The sequence below is a fragment of the Microbacterium sp. Marseille-Q6965 genome (assembly GCF_946151065.1).
Lineage (GTDB): Bacteria > Actinomycetota > Actinomycetes > Actinomycetales > Microbacteriaceae > Microbacterium.
Window position 1 is genome coordinate 216,246 of record NZ_CAMGZA010000003.1, and the last position, 18,717, is coordinate 234,962.

The 18,717-nt window shown below is 72.2% G+C and carries 20 protein-coding genes; 16 read left to right on the forward strand and 4 right to left on the reverse strand.

Annotated features, from left to right (window positions below; all coding sequences use genetic code 11):
• The first annotated feature begins 9 nt into the window (after positions 1–9).
• From mgrA to N8N77_RS10045, 3 genes are all read left to right on the forward strand, one after another.
• Positions 10–1,062: an L-glyceraldehyde 3-phosphate reductase gene (mgrA, locus tag N8N77_RS10035; protein ID WP_261166659.1), complete on the forward strand. Its 1,053-nt coding sequence runs from the start codon at positions 10–12 to the stop codon at positions 1,060–1,062.
• On the forward strand, positions 1,055–1,543 hold the full coding sequence (locus tag N8N77_RS10040) for a heme-degrading domain-containing protein (RefSeq protein ID WP_261166661.1): 489 nt from the start codon (positions 1,055–1,057) through the stop codon (positions 1,541–1,543). The genes mgrA and N8N77_RS10040 overlap by 8 nt, the downstream gene beginning before the upstream one ends.
• A gap of 65 nt (positions 1,544–1,608) precedes the next feature.
• Positions 1,609–1,830 carry a PLDc N-terminal domain-containing protein gene (locus N8N77_RS10045; RefSeq protein WP_261166662.1) on the forward strand — a complete coding sequence of 74 codons (222 nt, stop codon included), beginning with the start codon at positions 1,609–1,611 and terminating at the stop codon, positions 1,828–1,830.
• A gap of 13 nt (positions 1,831–1,843) precedes the next feature.
• Here N8N77_RS10045 and N8N77_RS10050 read toward each other — a convergent pair whose 3' ends face one another.
• Both N8N77_RS10050 and purL read right to left on the reverse strand, forming a co-directional pair.
• On the reverse strand, positions 1,844–2,005 hold the full coding sequence (locus N8N77_RS10050) for a hypothetical protein (protein WP_261166664.1): 162 nt from the start codon (positions 2,003–2,005) through the stop codon (positions 1,844–1,846).
• 1 nt (position 2,006) lies between these two features.
• On the reverse strand, positions 2,007–4,322 hold the full coding sequence (gene purL / locus N8N77_RS10055; protein WP_396652828.1) for a phosphoribosylformylglycinamidine synthase subunit PurL: 2,316 nt from the start codon (positions 4,320–4,322) through the stop codon (positions 2,007–2,009).
• A 120-nt stretch (positions 4,323–4,442) separates the two neighbouring features.
• Between purL and N8N77_RS10060 the strand changes: the two genes are divergently transcribed.
• Complete coding sequence (locus tag N8N77_RS10060; RefSeq protein WP_261166666.1) at positions 4,443–5,351, forward strand: ketopantoate reductase family protein; 909 nt, start codon at positions 4,443–4,445, stop codon at positions 5,349–5,351.
• Between the two features lie 9 nt (positions 5,352–5,360).
• Here the strand turns inward: N8N77_RS10060 and mftG are convergent, their stop codons facing one another.
• Positions 5,361–6,899 (reverse strand): mycofactocin system GMC family oxidoreductase MftG, encoded by a 1,539-nt coding sequence (gene mftG / locus N8N77_RS10065; protein ID WP_261166667.1) that lies wholly within the window; start codon positions 6,897–6,899, stop codon positions 5,361–5,363.
• Positions 6,896–7,531 carry a mycofactocin system transcriptional regulator gene (gene mftR, locus N8N77_RS10070; RefSeq protein WP_261166668.1) on the reverse strand — a complete coding sequence of 212 codons (636 nt, stop codon included), beginning with the start codon at positions 7,529–7,531 and terminating at the stop codon, positions 6,896–6,898. The genes mftG and mftR overlap by 4 nt, the downstream gene beginning before the upstream one ends.
• 141 nt (positions 7,532–7,672) lie before the next feature.
• Here mftR and mftA point away from each other — a divergent pair, with 141 nt between their 5' ends.
• The 12 genes from mftA to mftF all read left to right on the forward strand — a co-directional run bounded on the left by mftA (position 7,673) and on the right by mftF (position 18,711).
• Positions 7,673–7,795 (forward strand): mycofactocin precursor MftA, encoded by a 123-nt coding sequence (gene mftA / locus N8N77_RS10075; RefSeq protein WP_261166669.1) that lies wholly within the window; start codon positions 7,673–7,675, stop codon positions 7,793–7,795.
• A 4-nt stretch (positions 7,796–7,799) separates the two neighbouring features.
• Positions 7,800–8,075 carry a mycofactocin biosynthesis chaperone MftB gene (mftB, locus tag N8N77_RS10080; RefSeq protein ID WP_261166670.1) on the forward strand — a complete coding sequence of 92 codons (276 nt, stop codon included), beginning with the start codon at positions 7,800–7,802 and terminating at the stop codon, positions 8,073–8,075.
• On the forward strand, positions 8,072–9,385 hold the full coding sequence (mftC, locus tag N8N77_RS10085; protein WP_261166671.1) for a mycofactocin radical SAM maturase: 1,314 nt from the start codon (positions 8,072–8,074) through the stop codon (positions 9,383–9,385). The genes mftB and mftC overlap by 4 nt, the downstream gene beginning before the upstream one ends.
• Before the next feature lie 134 nt (positions 9,386–9,519).
• A complete protein-coding gene (locus N8N77_RS10090; RefSeq protein WP_261166672.1) occupies positions 9,520–10,383 on the forward strand; it encodes a mycofactocin-coupled SDR family oxidoreductase in 864 nt (287 codons plus the stop codon).
• A 142-nt stretch (positions 10,384–10,525) separates the two neighbouring features.
• Positions 10,526–11,365, forward strand: a complete 840-nt coding sequence (locus tag N8N77_RS10095) for a mycofactocin-coupled SDR family oxidoreductase (RefSeq protein WP_261166673.1) — start codon at positions 10,526–10,528, stop codon at positions 11,363–11,365.
• A 35-nt stretch (positions 11,366–11,400) separates the two neighbouring features.
• The gene (locus N8N77_RS10100) at positions 11,401–12,234 is read left to right on the forward strand and encodes a mycofactocin-coupled SDR family oxidoreductase (protein WP_261166674.1); all 834 of its coding nucleotides are present in this window, start codon (positions 11,401–11,403) and stop codon (positions 12,232–12,234) included.
• Positions 12,235–12,245: 11 nt separating this feature from the next.
• A complete protein-coding gene (locus N8N77_RS10105) occupies positions 12,246–13,163 on the forward strand; it encodes a MoxR family ATPase (RefSeq protein ID WP_261166675.1) in 918 nt (305 codons plus the stop codon).
• Between the two features lie 6 nt (positions 13,164–13,169).
• Complete coding sequence (locus N8N77_RS10110) at positions 13,170–14,144, forward strand: vWA domain-containing protein (protein ID WP_261166676.1); 975 nt, start codon at positions 13,170–13,172, stop codon at positions 14,142–14,144.
• A 110-nt stretch (positions 14,145–14,254) separates the two neighbouring features.
• Positions 14,255–15,067, forward strand: a complete 813-nt coding sequence (locus N8N77_RS10115; protein ID WP_261166677.1) for a mycofactocin-coupled SDR family oxidoreductase — start codon at positions 14,255–14,257, stop codon at positions 15,065–15,067.
• Between the two features lie 42 nt (positions 15,068–15,109).
• On the forward strand, positions 15,110–16,381 hold the full coding sequence (mftD, locus tag N8N77_RS10120; protein ID WP_261166678.1) for a pre-mycofactocin synthase MftD: 1,272 nt from the start codon (positions 15,110–15,112) through the stop codon (positions 16,379–16,381).
• Between the two features lie 111 nt (positions 16,382–16,492).
• Positions 16,493–17,188 (forward strand): mycofactocin biosynthesis peptidyl-dipeptidase MftE, encoded by a 696-nt coding sequence (gene mftE / locus N8N77_RS10125; protein ID WP_261166679.1) that lies wholly within the window; start codon positions 16,493–16,495, stop codon positions 17,186–17,188.
• On the forward strand, positions 17,182–18,711 hold the full coding sequence (gene mftF, locus N8N77_RS10130) for a mycofactocin biosynthesis glycosyltransferase MftF (RefSeq protein WP_261166680.1): 1,530 nt from the start codon (positions 17,182–17,184) through the stop codon (positions 18,709–18,711). The genes mftE and mftF overlap by 7 nt, the downstream gene beginning before the upstream one ends.
• The last annotated feature ends 6 nt before the right edge of the window (positions 18,712–18,717 follow it).

The window sequence follows — 18,717 nt, forward strand, 5'->3', positions numbered from 1 at the left end:
AGGAGCACGATGAACGCCCACCTGACCCCGCGCTTCGCCCCCGCCGCCGATCGTTACGACTCCATGGAGTACCGTCGCGTCGGGCGCAGCGGGCTGAAGCTGCCCGCCATCTCGTTCGGCACATGGCACAACTTCGGTGACGACACCGAGGTCTCTCGGCAGCGGGAGATGCTGCGGCACGCGTTCGACCTCGGCATCTTCCACTTCGACCTGGCCAATGGATACGGGCCGCCCGCCGGTTCCACCGAGGCGAACGTGGGACGCATCCTTCGCGAGGACTTTGCGGGGCTGCGTGCGGAGCTCGTGCTGTCGACGAAGGCGGGCTACCCGGTCTACCCCGGGCCGAACGGCTCAGGCGGCGGGCGCAAGCACCTCTTCGACAGCCTCGACAACAGCCTGCGCCTGCTCGGCACCGACTACGTCGACATCTTCTACAGCCACCGCTTCGACCCCGAGACGCCGCTGGAGGAGACCGCGTCGGCGCTCGACGCGATCGTCCGCTCGGGCCGGGCCCGCTACGTCGGCATCTCCTCGTACTCGCCGGCGCGCACCCGCGAGATCGCCGGGCTGCTGCGCGAACTGGGCACCCCGCTGCTGATCCATCAGCCCTCGTACTCCATGCTCAATCGCTGGATCGAGGACGGTGAGCCGTCGCTGCTGGAGGTCACGGACGAGGAGGGCGTCGGCGTCATCGCGTTCTCCGGCCTCGCCCAGGGCATCCTGACCAACAAGTACCTCAACGGCGTGCCGGAGGGGTCGCGCGCCACCCAGGGAAAGACGCTGCGGGAGGGCATGCTCAGCGAGGAGAACCTCGAGCGCGTGCGTGCGCTCAACGAGATCGCCGGCCGCCGCGGCCAGACGCTCGCGCAGATGGCGATCGCGTGGGTGCTGCGCGATCCGCGCGTCACCTCCGCGCTCATCGGTGCCTCCCGCCCGTCGCAGCTCGACGACCTCGTGCAGGCCGTGAGCGGGCCCGCCTTCTCCGCCGAGGAGCTCGCCGAGATCGACCGGTACGCCGTCGACGGCGGCGTGAACATCTGGACGGCGTCCTCCGATGCCTGACAGCAACGCCGCCGCCGAGCTGGCGCGCATCGAAGCGGAGGAGCGCGAGCTGATCTTCGACCGGTTCACGCGGGAGGATGCGTGGCGACTCGGGTGCCGCCTCCGCGAGGCGGCGGTCGCGCGTGAGCTGCCGATCGTGATCGGGATCACCGTGGGGCGGCAGCGCGTGTTCCACAGCGCCCTCGCGGGCGCCTCGCCCGACAACGACGCGTGGCTGGAGCGCAAGGCGCGTGCGACGGCGCACTTCGAGCGCTCATCGTTCGGGGTCGGCGCCTGGTTCCGCGCGCAGGGCCGCGACTACGAGCGTGACTCCCGGCTCGACGCGCGCGAGATCGCGGCGAACGGCGGGGTCTTCCCGATCACCGTGCGCGGCGTCGGCGTCGTCGGCACCGTCGGCGTCTCGGGCCTTCCCCAGGCCGAGGATCACGCCTTCGTCGTGGAGCAGCTCAGGGCGTTCCTCACCGCGCAGCCGGAGGGGTGACGACACCCGCCCCGCGGCGAGGGGTGGTGCCCTATCGTGGGGTCCGGCACCGGTGAAAGGACCTCATGAACCCCCTCGTTCCCACCCGGATCGACGCGATCGGCATGGCGGCCGCGCTCGCGGCGCTCGCGCTGGCGATCGCGGCGGTGCTGTCGATCCTGCGCGCCCCCGGGCTCGGCGCGGCCGCGCGGCCGCTGTGGGTGCTCGTCGCGGTCTTCGTGCCCGTTGTCGGGCCGCTCGCGTGGTTCGCCGCGGCGGCCGGTCGCGCGCCCGGCACCCGGGCGTGACGCTCGCCGCCGCTCAGCCGAACAGCAGCGCGAAGGCCGAGGCGCCGCCGCCGGTGACGAGCAGGGTGACGATGACGACCCACGCCACGGTGCGGATGCGACGGTTGCGGCGCTCCGAGTAGACCTCGGCCGATTCGCCGTCGGGCTCCAGCTCGGAGTGGTTGACCGTCGTCACGTCAGACGACCGGCTCCGCGACCGTGGCGCCGAAGTGCGCGGGAAGCGTCGAGGTCGACAGCTGCCGCAGCTCGGCGACCGAGAAGGTGAACTGGTCCTGGACCTCGAGGTTCGGCACCGTGTCCGTCACGCCGATCCGCAGCACGGGGTACTGGCGGCCCGCGCACAGCCCGCGGAACTTCACGTCGTCCTCCCGCGGCACCGAGACGAGCACGCGCCCGGTGGACTCGGAGAAGAGTGCGGTGGCCGCGTCGACGCCGTCGCGCTCCATGAGCTCGGTCAGCCAGACGCGCGCGCCCACGCCGAAGCGCATCACACACTCGGCCAGGGCCTGCGCCAGCCCGCCCTCGGAGAGGTCGTGCGCGCTCGAGATGAGCCACTCGTCGTTCGCCGCGCGCAGCAGGCCGGCGAGGCGCTTCTCGGCGTCGAGGTCGACCGCCGGAGGAAGGCCGCCGAGGTGACCGTGGACGACGTCGGCCCAGGCCGATCCCCCCAGCTCGGTGGCGGTGACGCCGAGCAGGTAGATGTTCTGGCCCGGGTCCTGCCATCCGCTCGGCACGCGACGCGAGACGTCCTCCATGATCCCGAGCACACCGACGACCGGCGTCGGGTGGATCGGGGTGTCACCGGTCTGGTTGTAGAACGACACGTTGCCGCCCGTCACCGGCACACCCAACTCGAGGCAGGCGTCCGACAGGCCCTCGACCGCCTGCGAGAACTGCCACATGACCTCGGGGTTCTCGGGAGAGCCGAAGTTGAGGCAGTCCGTCACGGCGGCGGGCGTCGCCCCCGTCACGGCGACGTTGCGGTACGCCTCGGCCAGCGCCAGCTGGGCACCGCGGTACGGGTCGAGCTGGCAGTAGCGGCCGTTGGCGTCGGTGGCGATGGCGAAGCCGAGGCCCGACTCCTCGTCCACACGGATCATGCCGGCGTCGTCGGGGAAGGACAGCGCCGTGTTACCGAGCACGTAGTAGTCGTACTGGTTCGTGATCCAGCTCGTGTCGGCCAGGTTCGGCGACGCGACGAGCTTCGCGAACTGGTCCTTGAGAGCGGCGGGATCGGTCGGTCGCGGCAGCGCCGAGGCGCTGTCGTCGCGGAGCGCGTCGATCCACGTCGGGTAGGCGACCGGGCGGTCGTAGACGGGACCGTCGACGGCGACGGTCGAGGGGTCCACGTCGACGATCGTCTCGCCGTCCCACGTGATGACGAGGCGCCCGTCGCCGGTGACCTCGCCGAGCACGCTCGTCTCGACCTCCCACTTGCGCACGACGTCGAGGAAGGCGTCGAGCTTCGCGGGGGAGACGATCGCCATCATGCGCTCCTGCGACTCGCTCATGAGGATCTCCTCGGCGGTGAGCGACGGGTCGCGCAGCAACACGTTCGTGAGCTCGACGCGCATGCCCGAGCCGCCGTTGGCCGCCAGCTCGCTCGTGGCGCACGAGATGCCGGCGGCGCCGAGGTCCTGGATCGCCTCGACGAGGTCGTTGCGATACAGCTCCATGCAGCACTCGATGAGCACCTTCTCGGCGAAGGGGTCGCCCACCTGCACGGCGGGGCGCTTGGTCGGGCCGCCGTCGCTGAACGAGTCGGAGGCGAGGATCGACGCGCCGCCGATCCCGTCGCCACCGGTACGCGCGCCGAAGAGCACGACCTTGTTGCCGGCGCCCGTGGCGTTGGCGAGCCGGATGTCCTCGTGGCGCATGACGCCCACGGCGAGGGCGTTGACGAGCGGGTTGGCCTGGTAGACGGAGTCGAAGACCGTCTCGCCGCCGATGTTGGGCAGTCCCAGGCAGTTGCCGTAGCTCGAGATGCCCGAGACCACGCCGTGCACGACGCGCGCGGTGTCGGGGTGGTCGATGGCTCCGAAGCGCAGCTGGTCCATGACCGCCACGGGGCGCGCGCCCATCGAGATGATGTCGCGCACGATGCCGCCCACGCCGGTCGCGGCCCCCTGGAACGGCTCGATGTAGCTGGGGTGGTTGTGGCTCTCGACCTTGAAGGTCACGGCCCAGCCCTCGCCCACGTCGACGACGCCCGCGTTCTGGCCCATGCCGACCATGAGGCGCTCGCGCATCTCGTCCGAGACCTTCTGCCCGAACTGTCGCAGGTACTTCTTGCTCGACTTGTACGAGCAGTGCTCGGACCACATCACGGAGTACATCGCGAGCTCACCGCTCGTGGGGCGGCGGCCCAGGATCTCGCGGATCTTCGCGTACTCGTCGGCCTTCAGGCCGAGCGCCTCGTACGGCTGCTCCTTCTCGGGCGTCGCCGCGGCATTCGCGACGGTGTCGACGACGTGTTCGGTGCTCACGCGCAGGGGCTCCAGACTCGCGAAATGGCGGGACGCCTCGATTCTAGTTCGGCGGGCGGGCCCCGCGGCGCGGACGGGCGTGCGTAGGATCGGCGGAGCGATGGAAGGACGTGCATGCGAATTGGGATGATCGGGCTGGGAGCGCTCGGAGGGATGTACCTGGACCGGATCGCGCGCGGTCTGCCGGAGGCGGACGTGTTCGTCATCGCCGACGCCGAGCGCGCGGATCGCCTCGAGCGCGACGGCGTCGTGATCAACGGGCGCGAGGTGCGCTTCCCCGTCGTGCGTCCCGGGAACGCGGCGGAGGTCGCCGAGCTGCTGATCATCGCGACGAAGGCCGGCGGCCTGGAGGCCGCCATCGAGCTGGCCCGGCCGTTCGTCGGGCACGGCACCCTGATCCTCAGCCTCATCAACGGCATCCACAGCGAGGACGCGCTCGCCGAGGCGTTCCCCGAGGCCGACGTGCTGCTGTCCATGACGGCGGGCAGCGACGTGGTGCGGCGCGGCAACGACATCTCCTACGAGAACTTCGGGCGCATCGCGTTCGGACGCGAGGCCGACGCGCCCGCCGACGACGCGGTGCAGCGCCTCGATGCGCTGCTCACCGAGGCCGACGTGCCGCACGAGGTGCCGGCGGACATGCGGCGGACGATGTGGTGGAAGTTCATGGGAAACGTCGGCATCAACCCGACCTCCGCCCTGCTCGACGCCGAGTACGGAGCGTTCACCCTGCCCGACTCGCACGCGCGGGAGGTGATGCTGGCCGCCCAGCGCGAGGTGATCCGGATCGCCAACGCGCAGTGGGTCGACCTGGGGGAGGCCGACATCCAGACATGGCTGCGCACCGTCTCGACCCTGGCCCCGCGCGGCGAGACCTCCATGCTGCAGGACATGCGCGCCGGCCGGCTCACCGAGGTCGACATCTTCAGCGGGGTGGTCGTTCAGCTGGGGCAGGAACTCGGTATCCCGACGCCGGTGAACGAGATGCTCCTGCACGGCGTGAAGGCCCGCGAGCAGATCCTCGGCGCCGCCTAGGACGCCCGCTCAGGCAGTTCCGCGCATCCCGCGCGCGATGATCTCGCCGACGAGGATGGCGCTGGCCGCGGGGCCCCGCGTCGGTGTGACCGGCAGGATCGACGTGTCGGCCAGCCGCAGCCGCTCCGTCCCGTGCACGCGCCCGGCGCCGTCGGTCACCGCACCGGGGTCGCTCGCGGGGCCCATCCGCGCGCTGCCGCAGAGATGGATGGCGGTGCCGAGGTGGGACCTCACCCAGGCGTCGAGCGCGCGGTCGTCCTGGAGGACGTCCGCCGCGACATCCGTGAGGCCCGCGAAGACCGGTGCGAACTCCCGCCGAGCGAGCAGCCCGGCCGCCGCTCGCACGCCGTGACGCGCGAGCGCCCGGTCGTCCGCCGACGACAGGTAGTGGTGCTCGAGCAGGGGCGGGGCGGTGGGGTCGGGGACGAGGGTCAGGCGGCCGCGCGAGCCCTCGGCCTGCCAGCCGAGGATCACGGGCAGGCGATGCGGCATGCCCAGGCCCGGCAGCAGCTCGTCGAACCGCCGGAGCCCCACGAGCAGTTCGAGGTCGCCCGACGCCGCACCTCTCGCTCGCCAGTTCAGCGCGGTGGCGAAGGGGCTGCCGTCGAGCGGTCGGCGGGCGACGACACCGGGGCGCGCGTGCCACGTGAGCGTGACGTTGGGGTGGTCCGTGAAGTCCCGACCCACCCCGGGCAGGTCGGCGACGACGGGGATCCCGTGCCGGCGGAGCTCGTCGGCCGGGCCGATGCCCGACAGCAGCAGCAGGTGCGGCGTCGCGACGGATCCCGCGCAGAGCACGACCTCGTCGCCGTAGAGCACCTCCTCTCCCGCCAGCTCCACGCCCCTGGCGCGCGTGCCGTCGAAGCGGATGCGCCGCGCGACGGCGCCGCCGCGCACATCGAGGTTCGGCCGCCGCAGGGCCGGCAGGAGGTACTGCATGGCCGCATTGCGCCGCACACCCGCCACGACGTTCTGCGGCACCGGACCCACGCCCGGCGTTCCCGGCGCGTTCTTGTCGGCCTCCAGGGGGTGACCGGCGGCGAGCGCCGCCTCGATGAAGGCACGGGCGACCGGGTGATCGGCGCCGGCCCGGCGCACGGGAGTGGGGCCGTCGCCGCCGTGGACGTCCGTCGCGCCGTAGTCGAGGTCGGTCTCCATCGCGCGCAGCACGGGCAGCGCCGCGGCGTACGACCACGGTGGGCCGCCGGCCGCCGCCCACCGCTCCAGGTCGGTCGCGCGGGGGCGCACGAAGTATCCGCCGTTGATGGCGCTCGAGCCGCCGAGGATGCGCCCGCGCACGAGATCGTAGGCCCGGCCGGGGATGAGCTCGGTGCGATAGGTCCAGGCGGCGGCGTTGCCGGGGGCCGCCGCCGCGACCGTCGTTCCGTCGCGGATCACGGCCGGAAAGTCCGCGGCGCGGCGGGGCGCCGGCCCCGCTTCCAGCAGGAGGACGCGCCGATCCGGGTCTTCGCTCAGCCGCGCGGCGAGCGCGGAGCCGGCCGACCCGCCGCCCACGACGACGACGTCCCAGCCGGCGCCTCGCGTCATGTCGATCCGTTCCCTTCCGGGGTGCGGGAGGGGTCCCCGCCCGCGCCGAAGACGCGATGGAGCTCGGCGAAACCGTCGCGGATGAGCTCGGTGAGCACGCTCGTCTCGTCGCTGAGCCAGTGCTCGTACGCGGCCAGGGTGACGGCAAGGCAGGCGCGACCGATCGTGTTCGCCAGCATCGATGTGGGCGTCGTTCCGAGGCGTCCAGCCGCGAACTCGGCGACCACGCGGCGCCATTCCTCGTAGCGCAGGGCGGAGTGCGCGACGAGCGTGGGCGTGCCGAGCAGCACCGCCATGCGCTTGCGGTGCTGCGGCAGATCCTCGGCGGGGAACCGGTTGAACTCCATGGTGGCGTCGCACAGGGCGTCGGCCAGGGGGACGGAGGGGGGCACCTCGGCGAGGTGCCCGCGCATGCGCTCGAGGAGCGCGTCGAAGTCGCCCCACGGCAGGTCGTTCTTGGAGGGGAAGTAGCGGAAGAACGTGCGGCGCCCGATGCCCGCCGCCGCCGCGATCTCGTCGACCGTGACGGCGTCGAAGCCCCGCTCGAAGATGAGCTCGAGGCCCACACGGCTGAGCTCGGCCGCGTTCGTCACGGGCAGGCGCCCGGCGCGCGGGGTCTCACGCATCCCCATTCGAAAGACCCTCTTCCCTTACGGCACCGAGTGCCATTAGCATCGCGGTCACAGTAACCGCCGTGATCGGCGGACGCAATGGAATCCCGCCGACGAGGGCGATCGATCAGCCGCCAATGGGGGCGGCGGAAGTGGAGAACCATGAAGACTGTAGCCATCACGAACCGTCAGACGCCGCGCGACGACGAGAACTCCGCGCCGCCGGTCGAGAGCGACTCGCTCGTCGAGGAGGTCTCGATCGACGGGATGTGCGGCGTCTACTGACGCCATGACCGAGTTCGACCCCGATCAGGCGTGGCGCCTGCACCCGCAGGTCGCGGTGCGCCCGGAGCCCTTCGGGGCGCTGCTGTATCACTTCGGCACGCGCAAGCTGTCGTTCCTCAAGGACCCGACGCTGCTCGATGTCGTCCGCACGCTCGACGGGCACGTCAGCGCACGGGCGGCACTCGCCGCAGCGGGTGTTCCCGCGGCCGCCGCCGAGCCGTACGTGGGTGCGATGCGCACGCTGGCGGCCTCTCACATGATCGTGGAGCGTGACGCATGACCCTCATCAGCCCGCCGACCGAGACCTCTTTCTCGCCGCCTCGGCCCCAGCGACTCGTCGACCACTTCGAGTACGGCCTCGACGCGCCGATCTGCCTGACGTGGGAGCTCACCTACGCGTGCAACCTCTCGTGCGTGCACTGCCTGTCGAGCTCCGGGCGGCGCGACCCGCGCGAGCTGACGACCGCCGAGTGCAAGGCGATCATCGACGAGCTCGAGCGGATGCAGGTGTTCTACGTCAACATCGGGGGCGGCGAGCCGACCGTTCGCGCCGACTTCTGGGAGCTGGTCGACTACGCCACCGCGCACCACGTGGGCGTGAAGTTCTCGACGAACGGGGTGAAGATCACGCCCGAGATCGCGGCGAAGCTGGCGGCCAACGACTACGTCGACGTGCAGATCTCGCTGGACGGCGCGACCGCCGACGTCAACGACCGGATCCGGGGCCCGCGCTCCTACGAGATGGCGCTGCAGGCCATGGCGAACCTGCAGGCGGCCGGCATGACGAACTTCAAGCTCTCGGTGGTCTGCACCCGCCAGAACATCGGCCAGCTCGACGAGTTCAAGTCGCTCGCCGATCGCTATGGTGCGCAGCTGCGGCTCACCCGTCTGCGCCCCTCGGGCCGCGGGGCCGACGTGTGGGACGAACTTCATCCCTTGCCCGAGCAGCAGCGGGAGCTGTTCGATTGGCTCGTCGCGCACGACGGCGAGGTGCTCACGGGCGACTCGTTCTTCCACCTCTCCGCATACGGGCAGTCGCTGTCGGGCCTCAACCTGTGCGGAGCCGGTCGCGTGGTCTGCCTCATCGATCCCGTCGGCGACGTGTACGCCTGCCCCTTCGCGATCCACGACGAGTTCCTCGCGGGGAACGTGCGCGCACCCGGCGGCTTCCAGGGCGTGTGGCGGACCTCCGAGCTGTTCGCGCGCCTGCGCGCGCCGCAGTCCGGGGGCGCGTGCTCCTCCTGCTCGTTCTTCGACTCGTGCAAGGGCGGGTGCATGGCCGCGAAGTTCTTCACCGGGCTGCCGCTCGACGGGCCCGATCCGGAGTGCGTGCAGGGCTATGGCGAAGCAGCGCTCGAGCAGCGCAAGGGGGACAAGCCCAAGCCCACCGGCGATCACTCGCACCGCACCACGCCGCCGCGCCCGCGCACGGGGATGGGCCCCGTGCGCGTGACCCTGTCGCGTCGCGCGGATCTCGCGGCGCCGCCGGCCTCGGCGTGCGACGAGAGCCCGATCGCGGGATTCCGGCCGCCGAGCCCGATCGAGGGGACGGGACGCGTCGACGCCGTCGAGGACGGCATGTCGACCTGAGCTGACGAGGGCGCCGCGCGAGCGGCGCCCTCGCTCGTTCCGGGCCGCGTCTCGGGACGGGATCGGATCTCCCGGCCGCGTCGGCCGGGACAGTGAGAACGCACGCAACGGAGCGTGCGGGAAGGAGCAGGACCATGGGGATGCTCGAAGGCAAGGTGGCGTTGATCACCGGCGGTTCGCGGGGGCAGGGGCGCGCCCACGCCGTGACCTGCGCGCGCGAGGGGGCCGACGTCATCGTCGTCGACACGCTGCAGCAGATCGGCACCGTCGCCTACCCGATGGCGCAGCAGTCGGATTTCGACGAGACGGTCGCCCAGGTCGAGGCGCTCGACCGCCGGATCGTCGCCGTCGAGGGCGACGTGCGCAATCAGGCCGACCTCGATCGCGCCGTCGAGCGGGGGCTGGCGGAGTTCGGCCGGCTCGACATCCTGATCGCCAACGCCGGGATCTTCTCCCTCGCGCCCGCGCACGAGATGACCGACGAGATGTGGGACGACATGATCGCGGTCAACCTCACCGGCGTCTGGAAGTCGGCCAAGGCGGTGCTGCCGCACATGATGCAGCAGGGCGGCGGATCGATCGTCATGACGTCGTCGATCAACGGCCTCGAACCCGGCGCGAACTACGTGCACTACTGCGCGGCCAAGTTCGGCGTGGTCGGGATCATGAAGACGCTGGCCCTGGAGTACGCGCGGCACGGCATCCGCGTCAATGCCGTGCACCCGGGCGCGATCCTCACGCCCATGACGAGCTGGCAGGGCGCCTGGGACATGATGTCGGGCAAGCCCGCCGGTGAGGGAACCGAGGCCGACATGCTCGAGGCCGGCTACTCGTTCCACGCCCTCAAGGGCCACGGGTTCCTCTCGCCGCAGCGCATCGCCGATGCCGCGCTGTGGCTGAACTCCGATCTCGCGTCGGCCGTCACGGGGATCTCCGTTCCCGTCGACGCCGGCCACCTCCTGCAGCCGGGCTACAACCCCGACCCGGTGAAGGAGTAACGCGCCGCCCGGAGGGACGTGCGCGGCGGATACCGAAGGAAGGGACGCGCCGCCACGACGCCAGGGGTCGTCGGGTGCGCCAGGGAGGTCAACCAGCCGGCCGGCGGTCATCCGCCGGCCCCGTCAGAGGAAGGAGCACGCGATGGGGCGTGTGGAAGGAAAGGTCGCGCTGATCACGGGAGCGGCGCGGGGACAGGGCCGGTCTCACGCGATCCGGCTCGCTCAGGAGGGCGCGGACATCATCGCCGTCGACGTCTGCGAGTCGCTGCCCGGGATGGAGCGCTACTACGCAGGTGCCACCGAGGCCGACCTGGAGGAGACGGTGCGGCAGGTCGAGGCGCTCGACCGCCGGATCGTCGCGCGCAAGGCGGACGTCCGCGATTTCGGCAGTCTCAGCGCCGCCGTGGGCGAGGGCGTCGCCGAGCTGGGGCACGTCGACATCGTGTCGGCCAACGCGGGCATCTTCGCCTTCGGCGACCAGTCGCAGGATGCGTCCGAGGAGGAGTGGGACCTCGTCAACGACATCAACGCGAAGGGGGTCTGGCTCACCGCGAAGGCCGTGATCCCGCACCTCATCGAGCAGGGGACGGGCGGGTCCATGATCCTCACCAGCTCGACGGCCGGGCTCAAGGGCACCCCCAACGTCGTCGCCTACACGGCGAGCAAGCACGCGGTGGTCGGCATCATGCGCACCCTTGCGCTCGAGCTCGCCCCGCACCGCGTGCGCGTCAACACCGTCCACCCGACGGGCGTGGCGACGGACATGATCCAGAACGAGGCGACCTATCGGCTCTTCATGCCGGATGTGGAGCACCCGACGAAGGAGCAGGCAGCACCGATCTTCGAGTCCACCAACGCCCTGCCGATCCCGTGGGTCGAGCCCGTCGACATCTCCAACGCGGTGCTCTTCCTCGCCTCCGACGAGGCCAGGTACATCACGGGCACGGAGCTCAAGGTCGACGCCGGATACACCATCAAGTAGACGCCGCCAGGGCGTCCGAGAGAAAGGAGCACGCAATGGGGCGTGTCGAAGGAAAGGTCGCGTTCATCACGGGCGCGGCCCGCGGGCAGGGCCGGTCGCACGCGATCCGGCTGGCGCAGGAGGGCGCGGACATCATCGCGCTCGACATCTGCGAGGCGATCCCCGAGAACCCGTACAGTCCGGCCACCGAGGAGGATCTGGCCGAGACGGTGCGGCAGGTCGAGGCACTGGATCGGCGGATCATCGCCGAGAAGGCCGATGTGCGCGACTTCGAGCAGGTCAAGGCGGTGGTGGATCGCGGTGTCGCGGAGCTCGGACGGCTCGACATCGTCTCCGCCAACGCGGGCATCTCCGGGTCGCCGAACCGGTCGGAGGACATCCCCGACGAGGAGTTCGTCAACATGCAGGAGATCAACCTCACGGGCGTCTGGCGCACGTGCAAGGCGGCGATCCCGCACATCCGCGCCGGCGGGCGCGGCGGATCGCTCATCCTGACGAGCTCGGACGCCGGCCTGTTCGCCTACGAGAACATCTCGCACTACGTCGCCGCCAAGCACGGCGTGGTGGGTCTCATGCGGACGCTGGCGCTGGAACTGGCGCCCGAGATGATCCGCGTGAACAGCATCCATCCCACCACGGTGGACACCGACATGGTGCAGAACGAGGCGATCTACAAGCTGTTCCGGCCCGACATGGACAGCCCGTCGAAGGACGACTTCGCCGCGGCGGCGACGCAGATGAACGCGCTGCCGATCCCGTGGGTCGAGGCCGTGGACATCTCCAACGCACTGCTGTTCCTCGCCTCGGACGAGGCCCGCTACATCACGGGCGTCGCGCTGCCCGTGGACGCGGGGGCCGCGGTCAAGTGACCATGGCCCGGGTGACGACGTCCGAACGCGACCTGGCCGCGAGCCGGGAGCGGATCGCCGCCCACCTCGTCGGCCGCGAGCGTGAGCTGGAGCTCACGCTCGCGGCCGTGGCGGCGGGGCGCGACATCGTGCTGGAGGGGCCGCCCGGCACGAGCAAGACGACGATCCTCACCGCCATCACGGCGGAGTGGGGGATCCCCCTCGTCTTCGTGGAGGGAAACGCCGACCTCACCCCGGCCAAGCTCGTGGGCCACCACAACCCCGCGCGGGTGCTGCGCGAGGACTACAGCGCCGAGAACTTCGTCGAGGGGCCGCTCGTCGAGGCCATGCGGACGGGCGGTTTCCTCTACATCGAGGAGTTCAACCGCGCGCCGGAGGACACCCTCAACACGCTGCTCACCGCCATGGCCGACCGCTCCCTCACGGTGCCGCGCGTGGGGCGGATCGTCGCGGAGCCGACGTTCCGCGTCATCGCCTCGATGAATCCGTACGACAACGTGGGCACCACGCGACTGTCGACGAGCGTGCACGACCGCCTCAATCGCCTCGCGGTGGACTACCAGGACGCGGAAGCGGAGGAGCGGATCGTCGCGCTGCGCACAGGCGCCACCGGTTCGCTCGGCCGTCGGCTCATCGCCGATGCGGTCGCCGTGACACGGGCGACGCGACGGCATCCCGACGTGCGGCAGGGCTCGAGCGTGCGCGGGGCGATCGATTGCACGCTCGTCGGGTTGCAGCTGGCCGAGCTGCGCGGGCTCGTCGCACCGGAGGACGAGGCGTACCCACCCGCGGTGTTCGACGCCATGCTCGTCGCGCTGTCGGGCCGCATTCACGTGGACGAGGCCGCCGAGACCACCCCGGAACGGGTGCTGCGGGAGATCTGGGAGGACCGGTTCATCCTGGAGCCGCACGCGGCGGCGCCCGGCTGAAGGGAGGTGGAGGCCGACTCGCCGCTGCGGCGGGAGGCGCGGCGTGACCGACCGGCCCGGCCGTTGCGCCGCGTGCCGAAGCGGCTCGATCGGGCGCCGACGGTCTTCGAGGCCGGCGGCGGGACCGGCGGCCTCGTGCTGCGCGCCGCGTCGACCACGGCGCGGGCGGGCGGCGCCGCGCGATCGGGCGATCCCGGCCGCGGATTCACGGACGAGCGCGGTGAGGTCGTCGCCGCCGACGCCGAGGCCGTCGATCCCGACCCCGAGGTGCGTGCGCGGGCGACTCAGATCGCCGCCCGGCTGGCCATGCCCCGCCCGCGGCTCGACGTCACGGCCTCCCGCGGCGCGGGCCAGCTGGCGAGCATGGCCTATCGCGGCGGGTCCGACGACATCGACCTGGATCGCACCATCGAGGTGCTGGCCGAGCGGCCGGTCCCCGAGGACGAGGACATCGTCGTGCGCGACCGTGTGCGCACGCGTCGATCCGTCGTGCTGGCCATCGACGTCTCGGGCTCGATGCGCGGGGAGCGCGTGCGCACCGCCGCCGCCGCGGTCGGGGCGTTGGCGGCAGAGCTCGCGCACGATGCGCTCGCCGTGATCGCGTTCTGGTCGGACGCGGCGATCCTGCAGAAGCTCGGCCACGCCGTACCGCCCTCCGACGTGCTGGACGCGCTCCTTCGCATCCCGGCGCGGGGGCTGACGAACGTGGCCTTTCCGCTCGAGCTGGCAGCGCGGCAGTTGGCCCGGGTGCCGGTGCGCGATGCGCGCGTGTTGCTGCTGTCGGACTGCGTGCACAACGCGGGCCCCGATCCGCGGCCGTTCGCGGCCCGGCTGCCGCGCGTCGACGTGCTCCTCGACGCCAGTGGGGAGAAGGACGTCGAGCTGGGGCGCGAGATCGCCGCGCGCGGACGCGGCGTCATCAAGATCGTCCGGGGTCACCGCGACGTGGCCCCGGCGCTGGGCGAGATGTTCGCCCGGTAGGTCTCGTTTTTGGCACCGAGTGTCATTAACATGTGGGCCACGGCGCGAGGACGCGTCGTGCGAGGGCCGGCGGACGGTCCGCCGGCCACTGCGATGACGCAGGAGGAAGCATGGGAAAGCTGGACGGGAAGGTCGCCTTCATCACCGGGGCCGCCCGCGGTCAGGGCCGCGCCCACGCGGTGAAGCTCGCCAGCGAGGGGGCGGACATCATCGCCGTCGACCTCGCCGGGCCCATCGACTACGTGCCCTACGACTCGCCCACACCGGCGGATCTCGAGGAGACCGTGCGGCAGGTGGAGGCGGTCGATCGCCGCATCGTCGCGGAGAAGGCGGACGTGCGCGACCTCGAGGCGCTCCGCGCCGTCGTGGAGCGGGGCGTCGCGCAGCTGGGCCGGTTGGACATCATCGTGGCCAACGCGGGCATCTGCATCCCCGAGACCTGGGACGCCATCACGCCTCAGACCTTCGCCGCGGTGATGGACACGAACGTGACGGGCGTTTGGAACACCGTGATGGCGGGTGCCCATCACCTCGTCGCCGCGGGTGGCGGGTCGATCATCCTGACCAGCTCCTACGCCGGCAAGAAGATGCAGCCGTTCATGATCCACTACACCGCGTCGAAGCACGCCGTGGTGGGCCTGACGCGCGGCTTCGCCGCGGAGCTCGGCAAGCACCGCATCCGGGTGAACAGCATTCACCCGGGCGCGGTGAACACGCCCATGGGCTCGGGCAACATGCAGCAGGCGCTGCAGCAGGCGGGGGAGACGAACCCGGCGTTGAACGGCATGGGCACGCCGTTCCTGCCGACCTGGGCTGTCGAGCCCGAGGACATCTCCGAGGCGGTCGCCTTCCTCGCTTCCGACGCGGCCGCGTACATCACGTCCGAGCACCTGTCGATCGACGCGGGATCGCAGTACTTCTAGTCCACTCGACCCGGCGCACCGGCGCCGGAGAGGAGCAGTAACATGGCAAACCGCTGGTTCGAGACCGTCGCGCAGGCGCAGCGCCGCGCCAAGCGACGCCTCCCCAAGTCCGTCTACGGTGCCCTCATCGCGGGAAGCGAGAAGGGCGTCACCATCGAGCAGAACCAGAACGCCTTCGCGCGGATCGGCTTCGCGCCCCACGTGGCGGGGCACCAGAGCGAGCGCGACCTGTCGACCACGGTGATGGGCATCCCCATCTCCTTCCCGGTGCTCATCTCGCCGACCGGGGTGCAGGCCGTGCACCCCGAGGGCGAGGTGGCCGTCGCGCGGGCCGCGGCGAACCGCGGCACGATCATGGGCCTGAGCTCCTTCGCGTCCAAACCCGTCGAGGAGGTGACGCAGGCCAACCCGAACACCCTCTTCCAGATGTACTGGTCGGGCTCGCGCGAGGCGATGCTGCAGCGCATGGAGCGCGCGCGGGCCGCCGGTGCGAAGGGCCTCATCTCGACGCTCGACTGGTCGTTCTCGAACGGGCGGGACTGGGGCAGCCCCTGGATTCCCGAGAAGCTCACGCTCACGGCGGCGCTGCGGTTCGCGCCGCAGGCCCTGACGCGGCCGGCCTGGCTCGCCGATTACCTCAAGACGCTCCGGGTGCCCGACCTCTCCACGCCCAACCTGCGGCCGCCGGGCGGCGAGGCGCCGACGTTCTTCGGGGCCTACTACGAGTGGATGACCACGCCGCCTCCCACGTGGGAGGACATCGCGTGGCTGCGCGAGCAGTGGGGCGGGCCGTTCATGCTCAAGGGCATCACGCGCATCGATGACGCCAAGCGGGCCGTCGACGCGGGCGTCACGGCGATCTCGGTGTCGAACCACGGCGGCAACAACCTCGACACCACCCCCGCGACCATCCGCGTGCTGCCGGGCATCGCGGAGGCGGTGGGATCGCAGATCGAGGTGCTGCTGGACGGCGGTGTGCGCCGCGGCAGCGATGTCGCCAAGGCGCTGGCCTTCGGCGCCAAGGCCGTCATGATCGGGCGCGCGTACCTGTGGGGGCTCGCGGCGAACGGACAGGCCGGCGTGGAGAACGTGCTCGATCTGCTGCGGGGCGGACTCGACTCGGCGGTGCTGGGGCTCGGGAAGGCCTCGACCGAGGAGCTGGATCCCGCCGACTTCGTCGTGCCCGAGGGGTTCTTCCTGCGGCTCGGCGACGGCCCCGCGACCCCCGGGCGGCGCACCCCCCGCAAGCCGCCCCGGCCCGCCTCCGAGGAGCACCCGGACGAGGTGACCGCCGCGTCGGCGCAGGGAGCCTGAGGTGACCGCGGGCCGACGGGCGGCGGCGCCGGAGCGCGCCGCGCCGATCGGGCGCCGTGTGCGACGGCGGCGCCGCGCCGCCTCGACCCGCCGCGTGCCATGCTCGGGGGCATGACCGGGATGCTCGCCGATCGCGCGTGGCCGGAGGTCGAGCGGCCGACCCTCCTCGTGCCGCTCGGCTCGCTCGAGCAGCACGGTCCGCACCTGCCGCTCGACACCGACACGCGCATCGCCCACGCGGTCGCGGAGCGGCTCGCGGCGACGCGGGGGCGGGAGGCGCTCGTGGCGCCCGCGCTGGCGTACGGGTCCTCGGGCGAGCACGACGGCTTCCCGGGAACGGTGTCGATCGGCGGGGAGGCGCTGCGGTCCGTCCTGCTCGAATACGCGCGGTCGGCCTCGGCCTGGGCCGCGACCGTGGTGTTCGTCAACGGGCACGGCGGCAACGCGGAAGCCGTGCGGCAGGCCGTGGCGACCCTGCGCGACGAGGAGGCCAGGGCGGTCGCCTGGACGCCGTGCGCACCGGATGAGGGGTGGACGGTCGACGCGCACGCCGGTCGGACGGAGACCTCGCTGCTGCTGCACCTGGCGCCCGAGCACGTTCGTCTCGAGCGGGCGGTGCCCGGCGCGCGCGACCCTCTCGCAGCGTTGCTCCCGCGCCTGCGCCGCGACGGCGTACGCGCCGTGTCGCCATCCGGCGTGCTGGGCGACCCCGCCGGGGCCTCCGCGGAGGAGGGGGCGGCGCTGCTGGACGCCATGGTCGGGCACGCGCGGCGACGGCTGGCGGAGTTCGGGGCGGGACCGTGGTGAGGGCCCCGGCGGACGACGCGCGGCAGGCGCTTCCCGACGGCGCCGTCGTGCGCCTCGCCCGCCGCACGCGCGTCTTCTCCCGGGGCGATGTGCTCGTCGGGGGCGCCCCCCTCCGCGTGACGCGGCTCGCGCCGGCGGCACGCGGTCTTCTCCGGGACGGAGCGATCACGGTACGCGACGCGAAGACGAGGGCGCTCGCGGCGCGCCTCGTCGCGTCGGGTCAGGCGAACCCCGACCCCCGCACGCTTCCGGAGGGCGACCCGAGGCTCGTCTCGGTGGTCGTGCCGGCGTATGGGCGGGCGCGCCAGCTGGGGCGGCTCCTCCGCAGCGTCAGGGCCGAACTCGGGGGCGCTCCCGTCATCGTGGTCGATGACGGGTCGGCGCCGGCAGATGCGGCCGGCATCCGCCGTGCCGCGGAGGCGGGGGGTGCGGAGCTCGTCGTCATGCCGCGCAACGGCGGCCCCGCCGACGCCCGCAACGCGGGCCTGGCCCGCGTGAGGACGCCGTTCGTCCTGTTCGTCGACACCGACGTGGTGCTGCGTCCCGGCGCCGTGGCCCTGCTGCTGCCACACTTCGTCGACCCGCGGCTCGCGCTCGTCGCGCCGCGGGTGACCGGGCTGCCGGCACCGCGACCGACGGCGGTCCTGCGCTATGAGCAGGCTCGATCCTCGCTCGACCACGGGGAGCACGGTGGCCTCGTGCTCCCGCACTCGTCGCTGTCGTGGGTGTCGACCACCTGCGTGCTCGCGCGCGTCAGCGCGCTCGGGGAGGGGTTCGGGGCGGGGATGCGCGTGGCCGAAGACGTCGATCTCGTCTGGCGGCTGGCGGAGGGCGGCTGGCGGGTGCGCTTCGAGCCACTCGCCGAAGTCGCCCACGAGCATCGCGCCCGCCTCGGCCCGTGGGCCGCTCGGAAGTTCGTGTACGGTACGGGCGCGGCGCCGCTCGAGCGCCGACACGGACCGCTCACGGCGCCTGCCGTGCTCGCCCCGTGGGCGGCGGGGCTGCTGGTCGCCGTCGGCGCCCAGCGATCGTGGTCGGCGCCGGTTGCGGTAGGCCTGACGGCAGCGGTGGCCGCGAGCACGGCCCGCCGCGTCGGCGCGCTGCCTCGCCGCGGCCGGCTCGCGGTGCGGCTCGCGGCGCAGGGGGTGGCCGCCACCCTCACGCAGGGCTCGGCGCTCGTGGTGCGTCACTGGTGGCCGGTCTTCGCGCTCGCCGCGGTCGTCTCACGACGGGCGCGGCTCCTCGTCGCCGTCTCGGCGCTCGGCGACGCGGCCATCGAGTACGCGCGGCTGAGACCACGGCTCGACCCCCTGCGCTTTCTCGTGCTCCGGCGCCTTGACGACCTCGCCTACGGCGCGGGTGTCTGGTGGGGAGCGGTGCGAAGCGGATCGCTCCGCGCGTTGGCACCCTTCGTCCGCACCGCGGCCCCTCGCACGGCGTTGCAGCGAGCGGAGGAGACCCGCGCGCGTGCCCTGCTCACCGCCGCGGAGTCGACGCCGTCCCCGATACGACGGCGGGCCTGACCCCTT

What these genes read in the sequence shown, in the direction of transcription:
- N8N77_RS10060 (WP_261166666.1), top strand. Translation starts at nt 4,443, where the DNA reads ATGATCGGGCTGGGAGCGCTCGGAGGGATGTACCTGGACCGGATCGCG.
- N8N77_RS10090 (WP_261166672.1), top strand. Translation starts at nt 9,520, where the DNA reads ATGGGGATGCTCGAAGGCAAGGTGGCGTTGATCACCGGCGGTTCGCGG.
- mftD (WP_261166678.1), top strand. Translation starts at nt 15,110, where the DNA reads ATGGCAAACCGCTGGTTCGAGACCGTCGCGCAGGCGCAGCGCCGCGCC.
- N8N77_RS10095 (WP_261166673.1), top strand. Translation starts at nt 10,526, where the DNA reads ATGGGGCGTGTGGAAGGAAAGGTCGCGCTGATCACGGGAGCGGCGCGG.
- mftA (WP_261166669.1), top strand. Translation starts at nt 7,673, where the DNA reads ATGAAGACTGTAGCCATCACGAACCGTCAGACGCCGCGCGACGACGAG.
- mftC (WP_261166671.1), top strand. Translation starts at nt 8,072, where the DNA reads ATGACCCTCATCAGCCCGCCGACCGAGACCTCTTTCTCGCCGCCTCGG.
- N8N77_RS10045 (WP_261166662.1), top strand. Translation starts at nt 1,609, where the DNA reads ATGAACCCCCTCGTTCCCACCCGGATCGACGCGATCGGCATGGCGGCC.
- mftE (WP_261166679.1), top strand. Translation starts at nt 16,493, where the DNA reads ATGACCGGGATGCTCGCCGATCGCGCGTGGCCGGAGGTCGAGCGGCCG.
- N8N77_RS10115 (WP_261166677.1), top strand. Translation starts at nt 14,255, where the DNA reads ATGGGAAAGCTGGACGGGAAGGTCGCCTTCATCACCGGGGCCGCCCGC.
- N8N77_RS10100 (WP_261166674.1), top strand. Translation starts at nt 11,401, where the DNA reads ATGGGGCGTGTCGAAGGAAAGGTCGCGTTCATCACGGGCGCGGCCCGC.
- mftB (WP_261166670.1), top strand. Translation starts at nt 7,800, where the DNA reads ATGACCGAGTTCGACCCCGATCAGGCGTGGCGCCTGCACCCGCAGGTC.
- mftG (WP_261166667.1), bottom strand. Translation starts at nt 6,899, where the DNA reads ATGACGCGAGGCGCCGGCTGGGACGTCGTCGTCGTGGGCGGCGGGTCG.
- mgrA (WP_261166659.1), top strand. Translation starts at nt 10, where the DNA reads ATGAACGCCCACCTGACCCCGCGCTTCGCCCCCGCCGCCGATCGTTAC.
- mftR (WP_261166668.1), bottom strand. Translation starts at nt 7,531, where the DNA reads ATGGGGATGCGTGAGACCCCGCGCGCCGGGCGCCTGCCCGTGACGAAC.
- N8N77_RS10040 (WP_261166661.1), top strand. Translation starts at nt 1,055, where the DNA reads ATGCCTGACAGCAACGCCGCCGCCGAGCTGGCGCGCATCGAAGCGGAG.